This window comes from Amycolatopsis iheyensis, from assembly GCF_024703995.1.
GTDB lineage: Bacteria > Actinomycetota > Actinomycetes > Mycobacteriales > Pseudonocardiaceae > Amycolatopsis > Amycolatopsis iheyensis.
This window is the reverse complement of sequence record NZ_JAMXQV010000001.1, coordinates 21511-40689: the sequence shown is the minus strand read 5'-3', so window position 1 is coordinate 40689 and position 19179 is coordinate 21511. Positions and strand designations below refer to the sequence as shown.

At 71.1% G+C, this 19179-nt stretch carries 20 protein-coding genes; 7 read left to right on the top strand and 13 right to left on the bottom strand.

What is annotated here, in order from left to right; genetic code table 11:
- Positions 1 to 12 precede the first annotated feature (12 nt).
- Genes M8542_RS00215 through M8542_RS00200 form a run of 4 tightly spaced genes read right to left on the bottom strand, consistent with a single transcriptional unit; the run spans position 13 to position 4005 of the window.
- Complete coding sequence (locus M8542_RS00215) at positions 13 to 840, bottom strand: ABC transporter permease (protein WP_257917892.1); 828 nt, start codon at positions 838 to 840, stop codon at positions 13 to 15.
- Positions 837 to 1730 (bottom strand): ABC transporter permease, encoded by an 894-nt coding sequence (locus tag M8542_RS00210; RefSeq protein WP_257917891.1) that lies wholly within the window; start codon positions 1728 to 1730, stop codon positions 837 to 839. The genes M8542_RS00215 and M8542_RS00210 overlap by 4 nt, the downstream gene beginning before the upstream one ends.
- A complete protein-coding gene (locus M8542_RS00205) occupies positions 1727 to 2770 on the bottom strand; it encodes an ABC transporter ATP-binding protein (protein ID WP_257917890.1) in 1044 nt (347 codons plus the stop codon). The genes M8542_RS00210 and M8542_RS00205 overlap by 4 nt, the downstream gene beginning before the upstream one ends.
- Positions 2767 to 4005 (bottom strand): extracellular solute-binding protein, encoded by a 1239-nt coding sequence (locus M8542_RS00200; protein WP_257917889.1) that lies wholly within the window; start codon positions 4003 to 4005, stop codon positions 2767 to 2769. Before M8542_RS00200 ends, M8542_RS00205 begins: the two co-directional genes overlap by 4 nt.
- 62 nt (positions 4006 to 4067) lie before the next feature.
- On the opposite strand from M8542_RS00200, the gene M8542_RS00195 reads away from it, so the two are divergent.
- Positions 4068 to 4763 carry a GntR family transcriptional regulator gene (locus tag M8542_RS00195; RefSeq protein ID WP_257918546.1) on the top strand — a complete coding sequence of 232 codons (696 nt, stop codon included), beginning with the start codon at positions 4068 to 4070 and terminating at the stop codon, positions 4761 to 4763.
- Positions 4760 to 5665, top strand: coding sequence for a dihydrodipicolinate synthase family protein (locus tag M8542_RS00190; RefSeq protein WP_257917888.1), 906 nt, complete (start codon positions 4760 to 4762; stop codon positions 5663 to 5665). The genes M8542_RS00195 and M8542_RS00190 overlap by 4 nt, the downstream gene beginning before the upstream one ends.
- Here the strand turns inward: M8542_RS00190 and M8542_RS00185 are convergent.
- On the bottom strand, positions 5662 to 6633 hold the full coding sequence (locus tag M8542_RS00185; protein WP_257917887.1) for an RNA polymerase subunit sigma-70: 972 nt from the start codon (positions 6631 to 6633) through the stop codon (positions 5662 to 5664). The genes M8542_RS00190 and M8542_RS00185 overlap by 4 nt on opposite strands.
- A gap of 197 nt (positions 6634 to 6830) precedes the next feature.
- On the opposite strand from M8542_RS00185, the gene lysA reads away from it, so the two are divergent.
- Positions 6831 to 8174, top strand: coding sequence for a diaminopimelate decarboxylase (lysA, locus tag M8542_RS00180; RefSeq protein WP_257917886.1), 1344 nt, complete (start codon positions 6831 to 6833; stop codon positions 8172 to 8174).
- Here the strand turns inward: lysA and M8542_RS00175 are convergent.
- A complete protein-coding gene (locus tag M8542_RS00175) occupies positions 8152 to 8766 on the bottom strand; it encodes a TetR/AcrR family transcriptional regulator C-terminal domain-containing protein (RefSeq protein WP_257917885.1) in 615 nt (204 codons plus the stop codon). The two genes, lysA and M8542_RS00175, sit on opposite strands and share 23 nt — an antisense overlap.
- A 70-nt stretch (positions 8767 to 8836) precedes the next feature.
- On the opposite strand from M8542_RS00175, the gene M8542_RS00170 reads away from it, so the two are divergent.
- Both M8542_RS00170 and M8542_RS00165 read left to right on the top strand, forming a co-directional pair.
- Positions 8837 to 10198 carry an FAD-dependent monooxygenase gene (locus M8542_RS00170; protein WP_257917884.1) on the top strand — a complete coding sequence of 454 codons (1362 nt, stop codon included), beginning with the start codon at positions 8837 to 8839 and terminating at the stop codon, positions 10196 to 10198.
- Positions 10199 to 10389: 191 nt separating this feature from the next.
- Entirely contained in the window at positions 10390 to 10866 is a 477-nt protein-coding gene (locus M8542_RS00165) for an Lrp/AsnC family transcriptional regulator (protein ID WP_257917883.1), read from the top strand.
- A gap of 52 nt (positions 10867 to 10918) precedes the next feature.
- On the opposite strand, the gene helR is transcribed toward M8542_RS00165, so the two are convergent.
- Positions 10919 to 13120, bottom strand: coding sequence for an RNA polymerase recycling motor ATPase HelR (gene helR, locus M8542_RS00160; protein ID WP_276585746.1), 2202 nt, complete (start codon positions 13118 to 13120; stop codon positions 10919 to 10921).
- A 126-nt stretch (positions 13121 to 13246) separates the two neighbouring features.
- Here helR and M8542_RS00155 point away from each other — a divergent pair, with 126 nt between their 5' ends.
- Positions 13247 to 13630: a VOC family protein gene (locus M8542_RS00155; RefSeq protein WP_257917881.1), complete on the top strand. Its 384-nt coding sequence runs from the start codon at positions 13247 to 13249 to the stop codon at positions 13628 to 13630.
- On the opposite strand, the gene M8542_RS00150 is transcribed toward M8542_RS00155, so the two are convergent.
- The 4 genes from M8542_RS00150 to M8542_RS00135 all read right to left on the bottom strand — a co-directional run bounded on the left by M8542_RS00150 (position 13606) and on the right by M8542_RS00135 (position 17296).
- Positions 13606 to 14094 carry a DUF6328 family protein gene (locus M8542_RS00150; protein WP_257917880.1) on the bottom strand — a complete coding sequence of 163 codons (489 nt, stop codon included), beginning with the start codon at positions 14092 to 14094 and terminating at the stop codon, positions 13606 to 13608. The genes M8542_RS00155 and M8542_RS00150 overlap by 25 nt on opposite strands.
- Before the next feature lie 37 nt (positions 14095 to 14131).
- Positions 14132 to 14521 carry a TIGR03667 family PPOX class F420-dependent oxidoreductase gene (locus M8542_RS00145; protein WP_257917879.1) on the bottom strand — a complete coding sequence of 130 codons (390 nt, stop codon included), beginning with the start codon at positions 14519 to 14521 and terminating at the stop codon, positions 14132 to 14134.
- A 68-nt stretch (positions 14522 to 14589) separates the two neighbouring features.
- Entirely contained in the window at positions 14590 to 16374 is a 1785-nt protein-coding gene (locus M8542_RS00140; protein ID WP_257917878.1) for a DUF2339 domain-containing protein, read from the bottom strand.
- Between the two features lie 79 nt (positions 16375 to 16453).
- Positions 16454 to 17296: an SAM-dependent methyltransferase gene (locus M8542_RS00135; protein WP_372508446.1), complete on the bottom strand. Its 843-nt coding sequence runs from the start codon at positions 17294 to 17296 to the stop codon at positions 16454 to 16456.
- Between the two features lie 105 nt (positions 17297 to 17401).
- Here M8542_RS00135 and dusB point away from each other — a divergent pair, with 105 nt between their 5' ends.
- Entirely contained in the window at positions 17402 to 18541 is a 1140-nt protein-coding gene (gene dusB / locus M8542_RS00130; RefSeq protein WP_257917876.1) for a tRNA dihydrouridine synthase DusB, read from the top strand.
- Here dusB and M8542_RS00125 read toward each other — a convergent pair.
- Both M8542_RS00125 and M8542_RS00120 read right to left on the bottom strand, forming a co-directional pair.
- Positions 18462 to 18863 (bottom strand): hypothetical protein, encoded by a 402-nt coding sequence (locus tag M8542_RS00125; RefSeq protein WP_257917875.1) that lies wholly within the window; start codon positions 18861 to 18863, stop codon positions 18462 to 18464. The two genes, dusB and M8542_RS00125, sit on opposite strands and share 80 nt — an antisense overlap.
- Before the next feature lie 37 nt (positions 18864 to 18900).
- Positions 18901 to 19092, bottom strand: coding sequence for a hypothetical protein (locus M8542_RS00120; RefSeq protein ID WP_257917874.1), 192 nt, complete (start codon positions 19090 to 19092; stop codon positions 18901 to 18903).
- Positions 19093 to 19179: the final 87 nt, after the last annotated feature.

The following is a 19179-nucleotide window of genomic DNA, read 5'->3' as shown; positions in this document are numbered from 1 at the left end:
TGAGCGAACGGGCTAGGCCTCCTCCCGGATCCGGGTCACCAGCTGGGTCGGGTTCACGAACCGCAACGCGATGAGAAGGAGCAGGAGCATGGAAGCGGTGTAGATGGTCGCCATGGCGTCGACGGACTGGTTGGCGCGGATGCCGGCGGCGAACACGGAGTTGTAGAGCGCCACCACGAGGGTCGTCGAGTCCGGGCCGGCGGTGAGGAACGTCAGCTCGAACATGCCGACCGTGCGGACCAGCACGAGGATCGACGCGGCCAGGATCCCGGGCAGCAGCAGCGGGCCCAGGATCCGGGTGAACACCGACACCGTCCGCGCGCCGGACATACGTGCCGCGGCCTCGATCTTCGGGTCGATCTGCTCGATGAACGGCGTCATGGTCAGCACGACGAACGGCACCGAAGGCACGAGGTTGGCCAGGATGACGCCGGTGGTCGTGCCGGCCAGGTGGAACTTGTAGAGCACGGTGGCCAGCGGGATGCCGTAGGTGATGGGAGGGATCAGGATCGGCAGCACGAACAGCAGCATCACCAGGCGCTTGCCGGGGAACGAGCGGCGAGCCAGCGCGTAGGCGGCCGGAACACCGACCGCCACCGACACGGCGATCACCACCAGGGCGACGATCGCCGTGGTGAGGAGGACGTCCGAGAGGCCGAACTCGCGCCAGGCGTCGGCGTACCAGTGAGTGGTGAAGCCGTCCGGGAGCCACGTGCCGAACCACTGCTTGCCGAAGGAGTCCACGACCACCGACAGCACGACACCGGCGAGGTTGACGAAGAAGAACACGACGACGGCCCAGACGACCCAACGTCCGGGACGCGCGACCCAACCGGTCATCCCTTGCCTCCGGTCGCTCCGCGGTAGAGCGTGCCGCGCCACGCCATGACCAGGCCGATCACGATCAGCATGAGCACCGCCATGAGCATCGCGACGGCCGAGCCCATCGAGTAGTCGTACTCCTCGAACGCGGCGTGGTAGGCCGCGATCGAGATGACGCGGGTCTCGTTCGCGGGGTCGCCGACGAGCTGCGCGCTCGGGAAGACCGAGAACGCCATCACGAACGAAAGGCAGAAGGTGATCGCCAGGCCCGGAGCGAGCAGGGGCAGCGTGATCCGGCGGAAGCGCTGGACCCGGTTCGCGCCGAGCGTCGCGGCCGCCTTCTCCAAGGAGGGGTCGATGCCCGAGAGATAGGACAGCGTCAGCAGGAAGGAAAAGGGGAAGCCGGTGATGACCAGCGACAGCAGCACCCCGACGTAGTTGTGGATCAGCGGGAGCGGCTGGTCGGTGATCCCGAGGACGGTGAGCACCTTGTTCAGCCAGCCCGCCGGCCCGCCGTACATGATCAGGCCCTGCGCGGTGAGCACCGTGCCGAGCGTGATCGGCACGACGAGGATCGTCGTCAGGAGGCGCTTGCCGCGCACGCGGCCGCGCATCACGTACGCGATCGGGATGCTGGCGAGCACGTTGATGAACGTCGCCGGGAGGGCGATGCCGAGCGTGGTCCAGATGGTGTCGCGCAGGTACGGGTCGCCGAAGAACCGCGCGTAGTTGGCGAAGACCCCGCCCTTGCGCGGGGCGAAGGACAGCTGGAGGCCGTAGAGGAAGGGGTACAGGAAGAGACAAGCAGTGACCAGCAGGCCGGGCACCAGCAGGAGCAGCGTGCGGTCGACACCGCGTTCGGCCAGGCGGTGCCGGAGGGCCGGACGCGCGGACGCGACGGCCGTCATGGCTCGAACACCAGGACGCGCTCGGCCGGGACACCGATCCGGACGGCGTCGCCCGGGGCCAGGCGCTTGTCCGTCCGGAAGTACACCGGCGTCCCGCTCTCCAGGCGGGCCGAGACCGACAGCTCGCGGCCGTGGTACTCGACGATCTCGACCGTGACGTCGAGGGCGTTCTCGGCGCCGTCGCCGACCACGAAGTCCTCCGGGCGGATCGCCACCTTGGCCGCGCCCTCGGTGGGCGCACCGCGGCCGGTCAGGCGAACGCCCGCACCCGCCACGGTGACCGCGGAGCCGGCGGTTCCGGTGACCGTCGCGTCCAGGAGGTTCCGATACCCCATGAAGGAGGCCACATAACTGTTCACCGGCTGGGCGTAGACCTCTTCGGGCGTCCCGATCTGCTGGACCGAGCCCTCACGCAGCACCACCAGGCGGTCGGCCAGTGACAGGGCCTCCTCCTGGTCGTGGGTGACGTACACCGTGGTGAGCCCGAGCGTCTGGTGGAGGCGGCGGATCTCCATCCGCATCTCGAGCCGGAGCTTGGCGTCCAAATTGGACAACGGCTCGTCCATCAGGACGACCGGGGGCTCCAGCACCACGGCGCGGGCGATGGCGACGCGCTGCTGCTGTCCGCCGGACAGCTGCGCGGGGAACTTCGCCGCGTGGTCGGTCAGCTGCACCAGGCGCAACGCCTCGTCGACCCGGCGGCGGCCCTCGGCCCGGCCGACCTTGCGCATCTTCAGGCCGAAGCCGACGTTGGCCCGCACCGACATGTGCGGGAACAGCGCGTAGTTCTGGAAGACCATCCCGAACCCGCGCTGCTCCGGTGGCCGGCCGTCGATGCGGGCGTCGTCGAGCCAGATGCTGCCGCCCGTCAGCGGGAGGAGGCCGGCCAGGCAGTTCAGCGCGGTCGACTTGCCGCAGCCGGACGGGCCGAGCAGGGCCACGAACTCGCCGCGGGTGATGGCGAGGTCGAGGCCGCTCAGCGCGTTCGCGGCGCCGAAGCTGCGGGACACCCCGTCCAGGCGCAGCTGCTCGAACGTCACTTCTTGCCGACCTTCGAGCCGCCGACCAGCTGGTTCCACTTGTCGAACGCCTTCACCTGCTGCTCGGCCGGCAGCGAGGTCTCCTTGGGGTACTGGGCGATCCACTGCTCGTACTCCGGGCGCCCGAACTGCTTGATGGTGTCCTGGCTCTTCTGCGGGGCCATCTGCAGCGTGACGTCCTTGACCGCCGGGCCGGGGTAGAAGTAGCCGTCGTCGTAGGCGATCGCCTGCTGGTCGGGCTTCAACATCCACGCGATCAGCTGGAGGATCGCCGACTCCTGGTCCGGGGACAAGCCCTTGGGGATCAGCGCGTACTGGGCGTCAGTAACCCAGTGCATCGGCTGCATGATCGCGGTCTTGACCGTGTTGGGAACCGTGCCGAGCTTGCGCGGGTTGATGTCCCAGCCGGTCGTCGACGTGATCATGTCGACCGCGCCCGACGCGAGGTTCTTCATGGTCTCGGTGGTGCCCGACGGGTAGTACTTCACGTACTTGCCCAGCTCCTGCAGGTAGGCCCAGGTCTTGTCCCAGCCCTTGTCCGGGTCCTTCGGGTCCTTGTCGCCGAGCAGGTACGGCAGCCCCATCAGGAAGGTCCGGCCCGGGCCGGAGTTCGCGGGCTGCGCGTACTGGAACTTCTCCGGGTGCGCCTTGGCCCAGTCGAGCAGCTCCTGCGGAGACGCGGGCGCGGCCGGGACGGCGCCCGGGTTGAACTCCAGCAGCGGGCCGGACGGGTAGTAGACGACCTCGACGCCGTAGCCGTTGGCCAGCTCCTGCATCTTGGCCGCGGGCTCGAGGTAGTTCTGCATGAGGTTCGGGAACCGGCCGGAGAAGTCGGGGAGGATCTTCGCCAGCGTTCCGTTCGCGATGCCGGCGGACAACCCGTCGGTGCCGCTGAGCACCAGGTGGGTCTGGGCGACGCCGCCGTCCTGCTCGGCCTTCAGCTTGCCCGCCATGCTCGGCGCGGGCGCCGTCGAGTAGGTGACCTTCGAAAGCACGTCCGGGTGCGCGGTCTTGAAGTTCTCGATCATCTGCTTGGTGAGCTGCAGGTTGCCCGCGATGTCGAGGATGTTCAGCTCGACGGGCTTGCTCGGCTTCTCCGGCACGGCCGACGGGTCCGCTGCCTGGCCGCCGTCACCGCCGGGCGCTCCGCAAGCCGCGAGGCCGGTCGTGAGGCCGACGGTGAGCCCCACCGCCAGCACCACTCGCCGGAATCGGAAGCCGGTGCGACGCTGCATGGCTGCTCCCTGGGTCCGTGATAATGTTGTATGTCGCATCGTATATCAGATCGGACATGCCAGTGGCGAGCAGTTCTTCGGCCCGGAGGCCGCCGCCGCCCGGTTCGCGGACCGATTTCGTGCGGGACGCGATCAAGGAAGCGATCTTGACCGGGGAGTTCGGACCGGGCGAAACGCTCGTCGAGGCCGAGGTCGGCGCGCTGCTCGGAGTGTCGAAGACGCCGGTGCGCGAAGCACTCCGGATCCTCGCCGGTTCCGGTTTGGTCACGATGAGCACGTACAAGGGGGCCGCGGTCCGGGTCATGGACGCCGAGGGCGCGTCCGCGGTGTACGACCTGCGCGCGCTCCTCGAGCCCGAAGCCGTCCGGCGCGCGGTCGAGCGCGGCGCCGGCTTCCGCGAGGCGCGGCAGGTGCTCGCCGAGGTCGAGACCGGCGCGGACGCCGCCGACCGCGCGAAAGCCAGCCTGACGAACCGGCTGTTCCACCGCGCGCTCTACTCCGAGTGCGGCAACCCCTTGCTGGTCGAGATCCTGGACGACCTGCGCGACCAGGCCGCGCTGATCACCGTAACCGGCTGGGGCATCAGCCCGACCTGGCAGGGCGAAGCCGCCGAGCACCGGGCGATCCTGGCCGCCGCCGAGAGCGGGAACGCCCGGCAGACCGAACACCTGCTGCGCAGGCACATCGCCGATTTCCTCGACCGGGTCGCCTTCGGGCTCCCGGGTGAACCGACCACAGAGACGAAGGGGGCCCGATGACGTTCGAGGAGCAGCGGCGGCGGTTGTCCGGGGTGGTGGCCATCCCGGTCACGCCGTTCGACGCCGAGGGCGCCGTCGACGGCGAGACGTACGCGAAACTCGTGGACCGCCTGGTCACCGGCGGCATCGAGGTCGTGACGCCGAACGGGAACACCGGCGAGTTCTACGCCCTGGACGCGGCGGAAGCCCGGCAGTGCCTGGAGGTGACCGTCGAAGCCGCGGCGGGCCGGGCGAGCGTGCTGGCCGGGATCGGCCACGACGTCGCTTCCGCGACGCGGGCGGCGCAGCACGCGCGGGACGCCGGCGCCGACCTGATCATGATCCACCAGCCCGTGCACCCGTACGTCTCCGGCGACGGCTGGGTCGACTACCACGCCGCGATCGCGGCCGCGGTGCCCGAGCTCGGCATGGTCCTCTACCTCCGCAACCCGGCCATCGGCGGCGAGCAGCTGCGCGCGCTGGGCGAAGCCGCGCCGAACGTCATCGGCGTGAAGTACGCCGTGCCGGACCCGGTGCGGTTCGGCTCGGTCGCCCGGGACGCGGGGTTCGACCGGTTCGTGTGGATCGCCGGCCTGGCCGAGCTTTCGGCGCCCGGCTACTTCGCCGTCGGTGCCACCGGCTTCACGTCCGGGCTGGTGAACGTCGACCCGGCGATCTCGCTGGAGATGTTCCACGCACTGTCCACAGGGGACTATCCGGGCGCGATGGCGGTCTGGGAGCGGATCCGGCCGTTCGAGGAGCTCCGCGCGGCCAACGGCAACGCCAACAACGTCAGCGTGGTCAAGGACGCGCTGGGCCAGCTGGGCCTGTGCCGCCCCGACGTCCGGCCGCCGAGCCGGCTGCTGACGGCGGCCGAACGCGAGCAGCTGTTCGGGCTGCTGTCCTCGTGGGGGCTTTCCTAGCGCGTCATCGGCAACCCGAACCGATCGAACACCGCGGACCCGAACGTCGTCACCTCGGCAACCTGACCGGCCACGATCGAGAGCGTGTTCAGGCCGAACGCGTGGAACTCCCCGTCGTGGCGGAGGTAGGTCGCGACGGCCGGGCCGCCGTTCGCGTGGGCCGGAACCATGAGCAGCTCCATCGACGACGGCCCGTGCAGCACCGGCGCCCAGCCTTCGAGGACCGTCGCCCGGCCGCCGTACCAGGTCGGCAGCGGGCCGTCGTGGCCGCCGGCGCCCGGCTGGTGGCTGCAGCGGACGTCTTCGCGGAGCACGGCCGCGATCGCCGTGTCGTCCGCCGTCGTGATCGCCGCGATGTAGCGCGCAACGACTTCGCGCTCTTCGCTGCTCGACGTGACGCGCCACTCCGTACGCCGCGAAGGCAGCTGCTCCTTCAACTCGGCCCGCGCGCGCTGAAGCGAGCTGGTCACCGAAGCCGGGGTTGTCTCCAACGCGCTCGCGGTCTCCTTCGCCGACCAGCCGACGACGTCGCGAAGGATCAACACGGCGCGTTGCCGCGGCGAGAGGTACTGGACGGCCGCGAGGAACGCCAGCTCGACCGTCTCCCGGGCGATCGTCTCGTCGAGGAGGTCGTCGGGGCAGGGCTGCAGCCACGGGACGGCGGCCGCGGGCCGGGGCGCCAAGTGCGACCCCGACGCCACCGGCAAGTCGACCGACGGCACGACGCGGGGCGTCCGGTCGAGGAAGTCGAGGCACGCGTTGGTGGCGATCTTGTACAGCCAGGCGCGCAGGCTCGCGCGCCCGGCGTACTGGTCGCGGCCGCGCCACGCGCGCAGGAACGTCTCCTGCACCAGGTCCTCGGCCTCGTCGAGCGACCCCAGGAACCGGTAGCAGTGCACCCGCAGCTCCCGCCGGTGCTGCTCGGTCAGTTCGGCGAACTCGGTCTCGTCCATCGTGTCGGTAACCATGCCCGGTGTGACGGCGGCCGCGCCGGAAATCCAACTCCGCGCAGGTCAGCCGGGGTGTGGCCGAAGTTACTCGCGCGTTAACAAGGAGTAAGCGAGCGAGGAGAACCCGTCAGGACGGCATTCACGGGGGAAGCACGGCGAAGGGGACGGCGGTCTGCTGGCGGAGTCCGATCCGCCGTGATGCCCGGAGGCACCCCGTGACGCTCAGCGAGCTTCTTCCCAGCCTCGGTTGCGAAGCCGCCGATCACCTCGAGCCAGGAGTCTGGCCGCGAAGCACCCGACTCGGCGAAGACGGCGAGCTGCTCTTCGCCGGCGCGAAGGTCAGCCACCTCGCCGCCCGCTTCGGGACGCCCACGTACTTCATCGACGAACAGCAGGTCCGCGACACCGCCCGCGAGTACCGCGAAGCGCTGCCGGACGTCGAAGTCGCGTACGCGAGCAAGGCGCTGTGTACGCGCTCTGTGCTGCGTTGGGTCGCCGAAGAGGGGTTGTCGCTCGACACCTGCTCCGCCGGCGAGATCGCTGTCGCGCGCGGAGTCGGCTTCCCCGCGGAGCGCATGCTGCTGCACGGCAACGCGAAGACGCCCGAAGACCTGAAGGCCGCTCTCGCCTACGGCGTCCGGCGGATCGTGGTCGACTCGCTCGACGAGATCGAGCAGCTCGGCGCGCTCGCCCACGGCGCGCAGCAGGTGATGATCCGCGTGACGCCGGGTGTCGCGGCCGGGGCGCACGCGTCGATCAGCACCGGCACCGAGGGCCAGAAGTTCGGCTTCTCGCTGCTCGACGGCGTACCCGACAACGTCGACGCCGCCGCGGAAGCCGTGCGGCGGCAACCCGGGTTGCGGCTCACCGGCCTGCACTGCCACATCGGCTCGCAGGTCTCCCGCGTCGACCGGTACGAAGCCGCGGCGCGGCGGATGGCCGAGGTGCTCGTCCGGATCCGCGACACCCACGGCGTGACGCTGCGGGAGCTCGACCTCGGCGGCGGGCACGCGGTGCCGTACGTCGGCGGCGAGCCCGCGTTCGACCTCGGCGGCTACTCGCGACGCCTGCGCGTGGCGCTCGCCTACGCCTGCGCGTCGCACGGCTTTCCGTTGCCGCGCCTGACGATCGAGCCCGGCCGGGCGATCGTCGGGCCGGCCGGGATCACGGTGTACCGCGTGTGCGCGGTCAAGCGCGGGAGCCGCACGTTCGTCGCGGTCGACGGCGGGATGAGCGACAACGCGCGGCCTTCGCTCTACGGCGCGCGCTACACGACGCGGCTGGTCGGGCGCCGGTCCAAAGCCCAGCGCGTCCCGATGACCGTCGTCGGGCGGCACTGCGAATCCGGGGACGTCCTCGCCGACGGCATCAGCCTCCCCGGCGACCTGCACGCGGGCGATCTCCTCGCCGTGCCGTGCACCGGCGCGTACCACCATTCGCTGGCCTCGAACTACAACCAGGTCGGCCGCCCGCCACTGGTCGGCGTGAAGGACGGCGTCGCGACGCTGCTCGTGCGTCGCGAAACCGAGGAGGACCTCAGCCGGCGCGATTTGGGCTGACCGCGTCGAGTCCGGCGAGCAGCACGCCGAGCGCGTACCGGAAGTCGTCCTCGACCGTCGACCCGGCGCGTTCCCGCAGCCCCCGCGCCATCAGCGGGAACGGGAACGCGCCGGACGCGATCATCGCCGCTTCGTCGGACGGCGACGGCCGCGTCTGGGCCTCGACGGCCCGGCCCAGCACGAAGTGCACCAGCACCCCGGCCGCGCGGGTCGCCTCGCCGAGCGGGAAGCCCGCTTCGTGCAGCACCCCGACCGCGCGCTCGGCGAGCTCACCGAGCGACCGGGCCACCCGGAGATCGGCGCCGAGGGCGACGCGGGCGCCGTCGCGGTGCGCGAGCAACGCCGCGTGCAGCGCGAACCCCGCGTCTTCGAGCCACTTCAGCCACGGCCCGCCGGCGGGCAGCCCCTCGACGACCGGCGCCACGATCGCGTCCGTCAGGTGGTCGAGCAGCGCGCGTTTGCCGCTGAAGTGCCAGTACAACGCGGGCGCCTTGACGCCGAGCTCGGTGGCGAGCCGCCGGACGGTCAGCTTGTCCAGGCCCTCGGCTTCGAGCAGGCGCAGCGCGACGCGCACCGCGTCACCGACGTCCATCAGGAAAACCTCCCTTGACACCTTTAACTAGTTAAGGACATCCTAGCCCTTAACTAGTTAAGGAGGAAGCATGGATGCCGACGTGATCGTGGTGGGCGCGGGCCCGGTGGGCCTGTTCCTGGCGACCGAGCTCCGGCTGGCCGGCGCCGAACCCCTGGTGCTGGAGCGGCTGGCGACGCCGTCCGAGGACGAGAAAGCCCGAGGTCTGGGTCCCTTGGCGACCGAAGCGTTCTGGCGGCGCGGCCTCGGCGACCAGCTCGCCGAGGCGGACGTCCAGGGCACGAAGGACCTCGCCCGCGACCACGGCACCACCCGTGGCCACTTCGCGAACATCTTCAAGATCACCCCCAGTGAGGACCGGCCCCGCACGTACATCTGGCAGCCGGAGCTCGAGCGCGTCCTCGCGAAGCACGCCGAGGGCATCCACGTGCTGCGCGGCCACGAGGTCACCGCGCTGGAGTCCGATGTGGACGGTGTGACCGTGACCGCCGGCGGAACCTGGCGGGCGAAGTACGTCGTCGGGTGCGACGGCGGCCGGAGCACCGTCCGCAAGCTGACCGGATTCGCCTTCCCCGGCACCCCGCCGCTGCTGCGCACGACCGCCGGGCAGGTCCGCTTCGTCGGCGACGTCCCGTCGTCCGGGCGGTACGACGGCGGCACCTTCCTCCACGGCGGCCGCCTGGCCGGGATCACCGAGCTCGCGTCGACGCCGGAGCCGGTCACCGCGGCCGACTTCGCCGCGAGCATCCGGCGGATCACCGGCGCGGACGTCGTCGTCGAGGAGTTCCGCGAGGAACGCCGGTTCGGCGACCAGGCCCGGCAAGCCGAGACCTACCGCCTCGGCCGGGTCTTCCTCGCCGGCGACGCCGCCCACGTGCACTCGCCGAGTGGCGGCCAGGGCCTCAACCTCGGCCTGCTCGACGCGGCCAACCTCGGCTGGAAGCTCGGCGCCGTCCTCCGCGGCGACAAGCCCGAAGCGTTCCTCGACACCTACACGCACGAAAGGCACCCAGCGGGCGAAGCGGTGCTACGCAACACTCGCGCCCAGTCGGCGTTGCTGGCACCCGGCCCGCACGTCGACGCGCTGCGCGAAATCGTCGCGGACCTGATGGACGTGCCCGAGGCCAACAAGTACTTCGGCGACCTCCTGGCCGGGATCCACCAGCGCTACGACTTCCCTTACCTCGCCCCGGCACCGGCCGGCGAGCACTGCCCGGACCTGGAGCTGGTCGGCCACGACGGCCGCGTGACCCGGCTGCACGAACACACCCGCACCGGCCGCGGCCTCCTGTTGACGGCGGCCGACGTGACCGATCCCCGCGTCGACGTCGTGCCGGTGACGAACACCGGCCCGCTGCTGCTCCGGCCGGACGGAGTAATCGCCTGGGCGGGCGAAGGGCCCCTCGAGGTCGCCCTCGACACCTGGTTCTGAACCGGCGGTGCGCGTGCACCGCGAGCGCCTCGGAATGCCTCGTGATTTTCCTCCACAGCCACCGAATCCTCGGCAAATCACGATCCTCGCGCCGGATCACGTGAAGCTGGCGCGGGGGTCTCGCTTTCTCGACAGGGCTCGATACGCTGCGCACTTGAGAAATCACATGCCGAAACACAGGGAGGGACGGCATGGGTGAAGATTCACGTGCGCGCGGGCTGGACAATACGGACAGATCGCTGATCGCCCTGCTCCAGCAGGACGGCCGGGCGTCGTTCACCGCGCTCGCGAAAGCGGTCGGGCTCTCGGAAGGCGCCGTCCGCCAGCGCGTGCAGCGGCTGCTGCGCGACGACCTGATGCAGATCGTCGCGGTGACCGACCCCGCCAACGTCGATCTGACGCGGCAGGCCATGGTCGGGATCAGCGTCGACGGCGCTGATCCCCGTGCGGTCGCGGACAAGTTGTCCGAGCTGCCGCACGTCCACTACGTCGTGCTGTGCGCCGGCCGCTACGACCTCCTGGTCGAGCTGGTCTGCCGCGACGACGACCACATGCTCGAAGTGCTCGGCGAAGAGATCCGGAAGATCCCGGGCGTCTCCGGCACCGAGTTGTTCGTGTACCTGAAGCTGGCCAAGCAGAACTACTCCTGGGGCCGGCTCACCGCGTAGCGGCGCGGCGGCGCCGGGGATGACGGACCGCAGCCCGCCACCCCCGGACCCGCTACAGGAACCGCCGATGACCGGCGCGCACCACGCCGGCTTCGGCGAGCCCGGACAACGCCGCCGGGAGCGGATCCCGGTGCAGCACCCCGAGGCGTTGCGTGGCGCGGGTGAGCGCGACGTACAGCTCGGCCGCGCCACGCGCGCCTCCGGCCAGGATCCGCGCCGGCTCGACGACGAGCACGGCGTCGAACTCGAGTCCCTTGGCCGCCGAGGGCGGAACCGCGCCCGGCACGTCCGCCGGGCCGATCACGACGCTCGTGCCTTCGCGTTCGGCTTCGGCACGCTCGAATTCGTCGATGGCCGTTCGCAATTCGCCGTCCGCAACTCTTTTCGACCACGGCCGGGTTCCGCACGCGCGCACCGATTCCGGCGGCCGGACGTCCGGCGCGAACTCCGCCAGCAACGCGCCGGCGACGGCCATGATCTCCGCCGGCGTCCGGTAGTTCACCGTCAGCCGCCGGTACGCCCACCGGTCGGCGACGTAGGGCGCCAGCACCGGCCCCCACGCCGTCGCCCCGGCCACCGAACGACGCTGGGCGAGGTCGCCGACGATCGTGAACGAGCGGCTCGGGCACCGCCGCATCAGCACCCGCCAGTCCATTTCGGACAGTTCCTGCGCTTCGTCGACGACGACGTGCCCGTACGTCCAGTCGCGGTCCGCGGCCGCGCGCTCGGCGAGGTCGCGCGTGTCCCGCTCGACGAAGCGTTCGGCCAGGTCTTCGGCGTAGAGCAGGTGCTCGGCGGCCAGCATGACGTCCTCGTCCATTTCCTCGCGGTCCAGCTTCACGAGGTCGAGGACTCCGGCGGAGTACTCGGCTTCCTCCTCCCAGTGGCGCCGCGCGGCGGCGCGGGCGGCGGACTCGTCGCGCCCCAGCAGATCGGCCAGCTCGTCGAGCAGCGGCACGTCGGACACCGTCCAGGCGCCGCCGTCCGCGCGGAACAACGCCGGGTCGCCGCCGGCGGCTCGCAGCCTTCGCGGCGACATGTACAGCGGCGCCAGCAGCGTCTCCGGTGTCAGGTCCGGCCACAACGCGCTGAGCGTCGCGTCGAGTTCTTCGTGCTCCGCCAGCTCTTCGAGGACGTCGGCGCGGAGTTCGGCCCAGGCGCCGCCGTCCTCCTCCGTCAGCCAGCCTTCGCCGATCTTCGCGACGGCCCGCTCGGCGACGATCGCCACGACGTGCTCGCGGAACACCGCGCGCGCTTCGTTGTGCGGCAAGCCGCTTCGCCGCGCTTCGAGCCGCGCCTCATCGGCGATGCCCGCGTCGAGCTCCACGGTGACGTCGGTGAGCTCGACCGGCACCGGCTCGGCCGGCACCTGCTGCCGGTCGGCGACCGCGGCCTTCAGCACGTCGAGGATCTTCAGCGAACCCTTGAGCCGCGCGACATCCGGCTCGTCCTCGCCCCTGACGCACAGGCCGGGGACGAGATCGCCGGGTGTCATGAAGACGACATCCGACTCCCCGAGCGCCGGCAGCACGCGGCCGATGTGGTCGAGGAACAGCGGGCTCGGCCCCACCACCAGCACACCGCTGCGGGACATCCGTTCTCGCTGGGTGTAGAGCAGGTACGCCACCCGGTGCAGCGCGACGGCGGTCTTCCCGGTGCCGGGGCCGCCTTCGACCACCAGCACGCCGGCGTGGCCGAGCCGGATGATCTCGTCCTGCTCGGCCTGGATCGTCGCGACGATGTCCCGCATGCCCTCGCCACGGGGTGCGTTGACGGCCGCCAGCAGCGCCGCGTCCCCGCGCTCACCCGCTTGCGGCCGGCCGAGCACCTCGTCGGTGAAATCGACGACGGTGCGCCCCAGCGCGTGGAACTGACGACGGCGGCGCATGTTTTCCGGCGTCGCCGCGGTGGCGACGTAGAACGGCCGCGCCGCGGGCGCCCGCCAATCCAGCAGCAGCGGTTCGTAGTCGTTTTCGCCGTCGAACAACCCGAGCCGGCCGATGTAGCTGATTTCGCCCGAAAGGGCGTCCAGCCGGCCGAAGCAGAGCCCGTTGTCGGCGACGTTCAGCCGGACCGCCTCCCGGGCCCGGATCCGCACGTCGGCATCCCGCTCCACCAACGCGATCCCGGTTTCCCCCAGCGCGCTGCGGTACCGCGCCCGCGCCTGCTCCCGTTCGCCGTCGAGACGTGCGTACAGCCCGGTGATGTACGCACGCTCGGCCCGCAATTCCTCGTCGTACCCCTGGTTTGACAAGTTCCCCTCACAGCGGTTAGACTAATGACACATTCGGCGGGTTCTCCTATTTCTTTCGGAGAGCACGTCGATTTTTTATTGTCCACCCACTGTCAAGTCCGGGCCCGGCAGCGGTATCGTGCGCGGATGCGGGTTTTCCGGCTGATCCAGCCCGTCGACGACATCGAGATCGCCGTCGCGTTCTACGCCGCGGTCCTGGGCGAGCCCGGCGAGCGGATCGCGGTCAACCGGCACTACTTCACCTGCGGCGGCGTGGTGCTGGCCTGCGTCGAGGCGCCGCTCGAGACCCGCGAACCGCGGCCGCGCAAGGACCCGCGGATCGTCTACCTCGCGGTCGAAGACGTCGAGGAGACGTTCCGGCGCGTGCGCGAGGCGCGCCCGCGCTGGGTCGACGACGCGATCGAAACCCAGTTCTGGGGCGAGCGGTCGTTCTACGCGGACGACCCGTTCGGCAACCCGCTCTGCTTCGTGCAGGAGGACACGCTTTACTTGGGCGGGCCCGTCAACTGATCGCCGTTCACCGGGTTGAGCCGGAACGGCATGACGAACCAGAGCAGCCCGAACAGCAGCAGGGCCAGCACGGCCATCACGACCATGGCGACCCCGCCGTAGACCACCTTGGCGATCAACGCGACGGTCGAGGTGATCGCCAGGGCGAGACAGACGAGCCCGACGAGCACGAGCCGGTTGCCGGCGGTCAGGATCCGCTCCCGGCTGCCGGTGCGGAACAGCAGCCGGTGCCACGCCGCGGGCGCGGTGAGCAGCGCGGTCGCCGCGACCGCGAGCACGACCGCGGCCAGGTGCAGCGACTTCTCGAACCCGCTGGCGTCGTGGAACCGGTCGGTGAACACGACCGACAGCAGGAACCCGAAGAGGATCTGCACCCCGGCCTGCGCGACCCGCAGCTCCTGCAGCAGCTCGCCGATGTTGCGCTGCAGCTGCTCGTTGCGGGTCTCGCCGGTGTGTTCGGCCACCCGGTGACTCTAACCGCCGGACCGGCGGAAACGCGCCTCAGAAGCCCCACGAACGCTCGGGCACCACACGGAGGCGGACCGAGTATTCGGCGTCGAACGACTCCGCCGTGTGCCCGATCCCGGGGTAGGACGACGCGTACTTGTCGAGGTAGCCGGGCGCTTCCGAAGCCTTGCCCTCCTCGACGTGCGCCTTGCCGTTGACCACGAGGATGTCGCCGCCGGACTGGCCGCTGTTGAAGTGGAAGCTCACGTCGGCGTTCGCCTCGATGTGCCGCAGCTTCGCCGTGTCCGGCTGGCTGAACACGATGACGTCGTCACCCTCCAGGACGAACCACACCGGCCGCGGCGCGGGCCGGCCCTTCGGTGTCACCGTCGTCAGCCAGCCGATCTTCTCGGTGGCGCGGTCGGCGAGTTTCGGAGTTGCCATGTCGGTGCCCCCTGGTCGTCGGTCGATGTGACCCAGACAACCACAGGGCACCGACAATTCTTCCCGCTCTAACGCGACGCCAGCCGCTTTGCGTAATGTGTGCCGGCCGCGAGCAGCACCAGCCCCGCGCCGAGGAACGCGCCGACCCGCGCGAGGCCGTCCAGCGCCGACAGGTCGAACAGCACCAGCTTGAGCACGGCCGCGCCGACCAGGACCAGCCCGATCACGCGGAAGGCGACGGCGTCGATGCCGCGCAGCAGCAGGACGAGTGCCGCGACCGTCCAGGACACGGTGATCAGCGCGTGGCCCGTGACGAACCCGGTCCGGCCGGGGATGGCCAGCAGCGAGCCGCACAGCACGATCCCGGCGGCGCCGTACAGCGCCGAAATCCCGGCGAGCAGCCACACCGGCAGGTCGTCGGCCGGGCCGCGGAACACCTCGAGCCGGGTCGCCGCCCACGGCAGCGCCACCGACACCGCGAGGATCAGCGCGGACACCGCGAGCGCGCCCACGAGCTCGGTGGCCGGGCGCGGCCGGTCGAGGATCAGCAGCGCCGGCGTGACGTCGAGGACCACGCCGATCAGCCCGCCGAGGGCCGCGAACCCGAGCGCGCCGCCGAGCGCGAGCCGGTTGCGCCCGGCCACCGCGGCCACGACCAGCAGCAGCGCCTCGCCGAGCAGGACCCCGGCGCGAGCCGCGCCGTCGAACTGGGTGACGGTCGCCTGCAGGATCGCGAGCAGGCCGGCGATCCCGGCCAGCTGCCCGGCGAGCCCCGGCCACCAGCGGCGCGTGGCCCAGACGGCGAGCAGGAGGACCCCCGCACCGGCGGCGATCGGCACTGCCTGCGACTTCGGCAGCAGCGCGGCCGCCAGGAGCGTCGGGAGCACGGACGTCGCCAGCACGGAGAGCGCGGCGGGGTCGTTTTCGCGACGGCGCAAGACGATCAACGCGAGGGCGGCGCCGATGACACCGGCGGCCCCGGCCGCGGCGGTGTTGGCCCAGCTGCCGCCGGCGCCGAGCACGGCCGTGCTGATCACGGCGGCGAACAGCGGCGGGATCCCGGCGGCGAGGGTGAGCGACGACCAGTCGCGGCGCAGCTGCACCGGCGTCGTCGCCAGTTGGACCATCAGCAGGAAGGTGACCAGTTCGGCGGTGAAGCCGCGGGTGATCATCGGCGCGCAGACGACACAGCCGACGACAACGGCGGAGGCGAGCAGCGGCGACTCCCACCGGACGGCGACGAGCAACCCGCCGACGGCGACGGCCAGCCCGGCGGCGAGCCCGGCGAGCACGGGCAGGAACTCGTAGAGCGACGTCGCCGCGACCGCGTCGAGGTAGAGGGTGGCGATCCCGGTGGCGGCGAGGGCGAAGGCCCCGGTGCGCCCGGCGGGCTTGCGGTGCAGCCACACCCCGGCGCCGGTCAGCGCGAGCCCGAAGCCGGCCCCGACGAGCACCCGCGGCAGCGGCCCGAGCCATCCGCGTTGCACGGCGAGGACGAGCAGCAGGACGACGCCGAGCAGCGTGACCGCCCCACCGACCCAGGCGAGGACCCGGCTGCCGGCGCCTTCCTTGCCGAGCTTCTCGCCGAGCGTCTGCCGCGGAACCGGTGGCGGTGGCGGGAAGTACGGCTGCTGCGGCGGCTGCCACTGGTGCTGCGGCCACGGCGGAGGCGGCGGCATGGGGTGCGGCCAGGGCTGCTGCTGCGGTTGCTGGGGTTGCGGCGCGGGTTGCGGGGCCGGCTGGGGCTGTTCGGCCCGAACGGTCCGCAGCTCGGAGCCCACCAGCGCGAGACGACGCCCCAAGTCGTCGATCTCGCCGGCGAGCCGGAGGAGCACATCTGCTTCGGTGGTCATACCGGACAGAGTCGGGCATCACGCCCGCGAGCGGATCCGTAGCACTACTCAAACCCCGGTCACGTCCTGGTCGCGGACGTCACGGCTTGCGGGCGACGACCCCCGCGATCAGCCGCTGGGCGGCGTTCAACGGCTTCAGGTTGGGCCCGTCCGACCACCAGTTCGCCAGCAGCACGACCCCCGGCGGCACCAGCTCGAGCCCCGGCAGCAGCTCCTCGATCTCCCCCTTGGTGCGCGCGGTCGCGCCCCCGAGGGACCCGCTGGCCACGGCCTGCTGGAACGCCGCCATCGTCTCGTGGTCACCGCCCTCGCCCGGGTCGAACAGGTGCGAGACGGCGACGAACGAACCCGGCGGCAGCGCGTCGACGTACTCGCGCATGATCTCGGCCGGGCGGTGGCGGTCGCCCTTGTGGTGGTGCAGCGTCGCCACGAACATCAGCGCGATCGGGCGGGACCAGTCGAGGTGCTGCTGGACGACGTCGTCGCCGAGGATCGTCTTGGGCTCGAAGATGTCGCCCGCGATGAAGCGCGTGCGGTCGTTCTCCTCCAGCAAAGCGCGGCCGTGCGCGACCACGACCGGGTCGTTGTCGACGTAGACCACCTTTGACAGCTTGTCGACGCGCTGGACCACCTGGTGCACGTTTTCCGTGGTCGGCAGGCCGGAGCCGCAGTCGAGGTACTGGTCGATGCCGGCCTGCTCGGCCAGGAACCGGCAGACGCGGATCAGGTACCGGCGGTTCTCCAGCGCGAGGTCGGCGACCTCGGGCATCACCCTCCGCAGCCGCTCGAGCTCGTCGCGGTCGACCTGGTAGTGGTCCTTGCCGCCGAGCACGTAGTCGTACATCCGCGCGACGCTGGCCCGGCTCGGATCGACCCCGACGGGTGCGTTCCGCCCGCCCCCCACCTCGGCTGACACGACCATCTCCCTGCTGCGGCGACGAAGATCGCACCCAGGGTAGTCGAATCGTTCTCGTCCGTGAAGCCGCCCCGGAACCCCTGGTCGACGTGATCGACACCACAGGCGACAATGGAGGACGTGACCGCCACCCTGAGCAAGCCCGCCCTGAAGATCGGCCCCTACGAGGTCGATCCGCCGGTCGTGCTCGCGCCCATGGCCGGCATCACCAACGTCGCCTTCCGGCAGCTGTGCGCCGAGTACGGCGCCGGCATCTACGTGTGCGAGATGATCACCGCCCGCGCCGTCGTCGAACGACACCCCGGCACCATGCACATGATGACCTTCGGGGCCGACGAAAAGCCCCGGTCCATGCAGCTCTACGGCGTCGACCCGAAGACGATGGCCGAAGCCGTCCGGATCATCGTCGGCGAGGGCCTCGCCGACCACGTCGACTCCAACTTCGGCTGTCCCGTCGCGAAGGTGACGCGCAAGGGCGGCGGGGCCGCGCTGCCGTTCAAGCGGAAGCTGTTCGAGGCCATCGTGCGCGAGTCCGTCAAGGCCGCCGGCGACGTGCCGTTCACCGTCAAGTTCCGCATCGGCATCGACGACGACCACCGCACCTACCTCGACGCCGGCCGCATCGCCGAAGCCGAGGGCGCCGCCGCGGTCAGCCTGCACGCGCGCACCGCCGCGCAGCGCTACTCGGGCCAGGCCGACTGGACGAAGATCACGGCGCTCAAGGAGACCGTGACCAGCATCCCGGTGCTGGGCAACGGCGACATCTTCAGCGCCGGCGACGCCCTGCGCATGGTCGAGGAGACGGGCTGCGACGGCGTGGTCGTCGGCCGGGGTTGCCTGGGCCGGCCGTGGCTGTTCGGCGAGCTCGAGGCGGCTTTCGCCGGGCGCCCGCTGCCGACCCCGCCCAACCTGGGCGAGGTGGCCCGGGTCCTGCGCCGCCACGCCGAGCTGCTCATCTCCCACGACGGCGAGACGAAGGCCCTACGCGACCTGCGCAAGCACATGGCCTGGTACTTCATGAACTTCCCGGTCGGCTCCGAACTGCGCCGCGGCTTCGCGATGGTCTCCGGTCTCCCCGAGCTGGACGACCTCATCGGCCGCCTCGACCACGACGCCCCCTTCCCCGACAACGCCGACGGCCCCCGCGGCCGTCAGGGCTCACCGGGCAAGGTCACGCTGCCGCACGGCTGGCTCGACGACCCGGACGACGACTGCGTCCCCGAGGCGGAAGACATGCACTCGGGCGGCTGAGCTGCAACAGGCTGAAGCCGAACAGCAGCACCCCCAGCGGGACGTGCACGGTCTTCACGTGCGCGATCCCGAGCACCACCTGCGCGGACACGAGCCCGAGGAACAAGGCGGCGGAGAGGATCGGCCGCGCCGGACCACCACCCGGCCGCCACGCGAGCACCGCGGCGACGACGTGCACCACCGCCACCACGAACAGCGTGTACGCCGAAGCGCTGTGCAGCGCCTTCCCGCTGGGCACGGTCAGCAGCAGGCCGGCGGTGACCGGCGCGAGGAAGGTGACCAGGGTCTGCAGGCCGATCGTGACGCGCAAGAACGTTCCCATGCCGCCCCGACGACGCAGCCCCACGGAACGTGAGGCGTCACGATGGCTCGCGACGCTTGATCCCGAGCGGCGGGTGCAACGCCTTCGCGATCTCGGGGATGTCTTCCGGCCGCGCCTTGGCCACGAGGGTCTTCGCGGTCAGCCACTTGCAGAGCGGCCGGACGACGGATCCGACGGCGATGCCACTCGCCGTCACGATGGCCGCGAGCTCGGGAAATCCGGCTGCCATGCGCCACTCCTTGCCTACCCGATCGGGTGGGCAAGGCACGCCAGACCGACCCGACCAGCGTTTCCACTGGGTAGGCCGAGGTGTCCC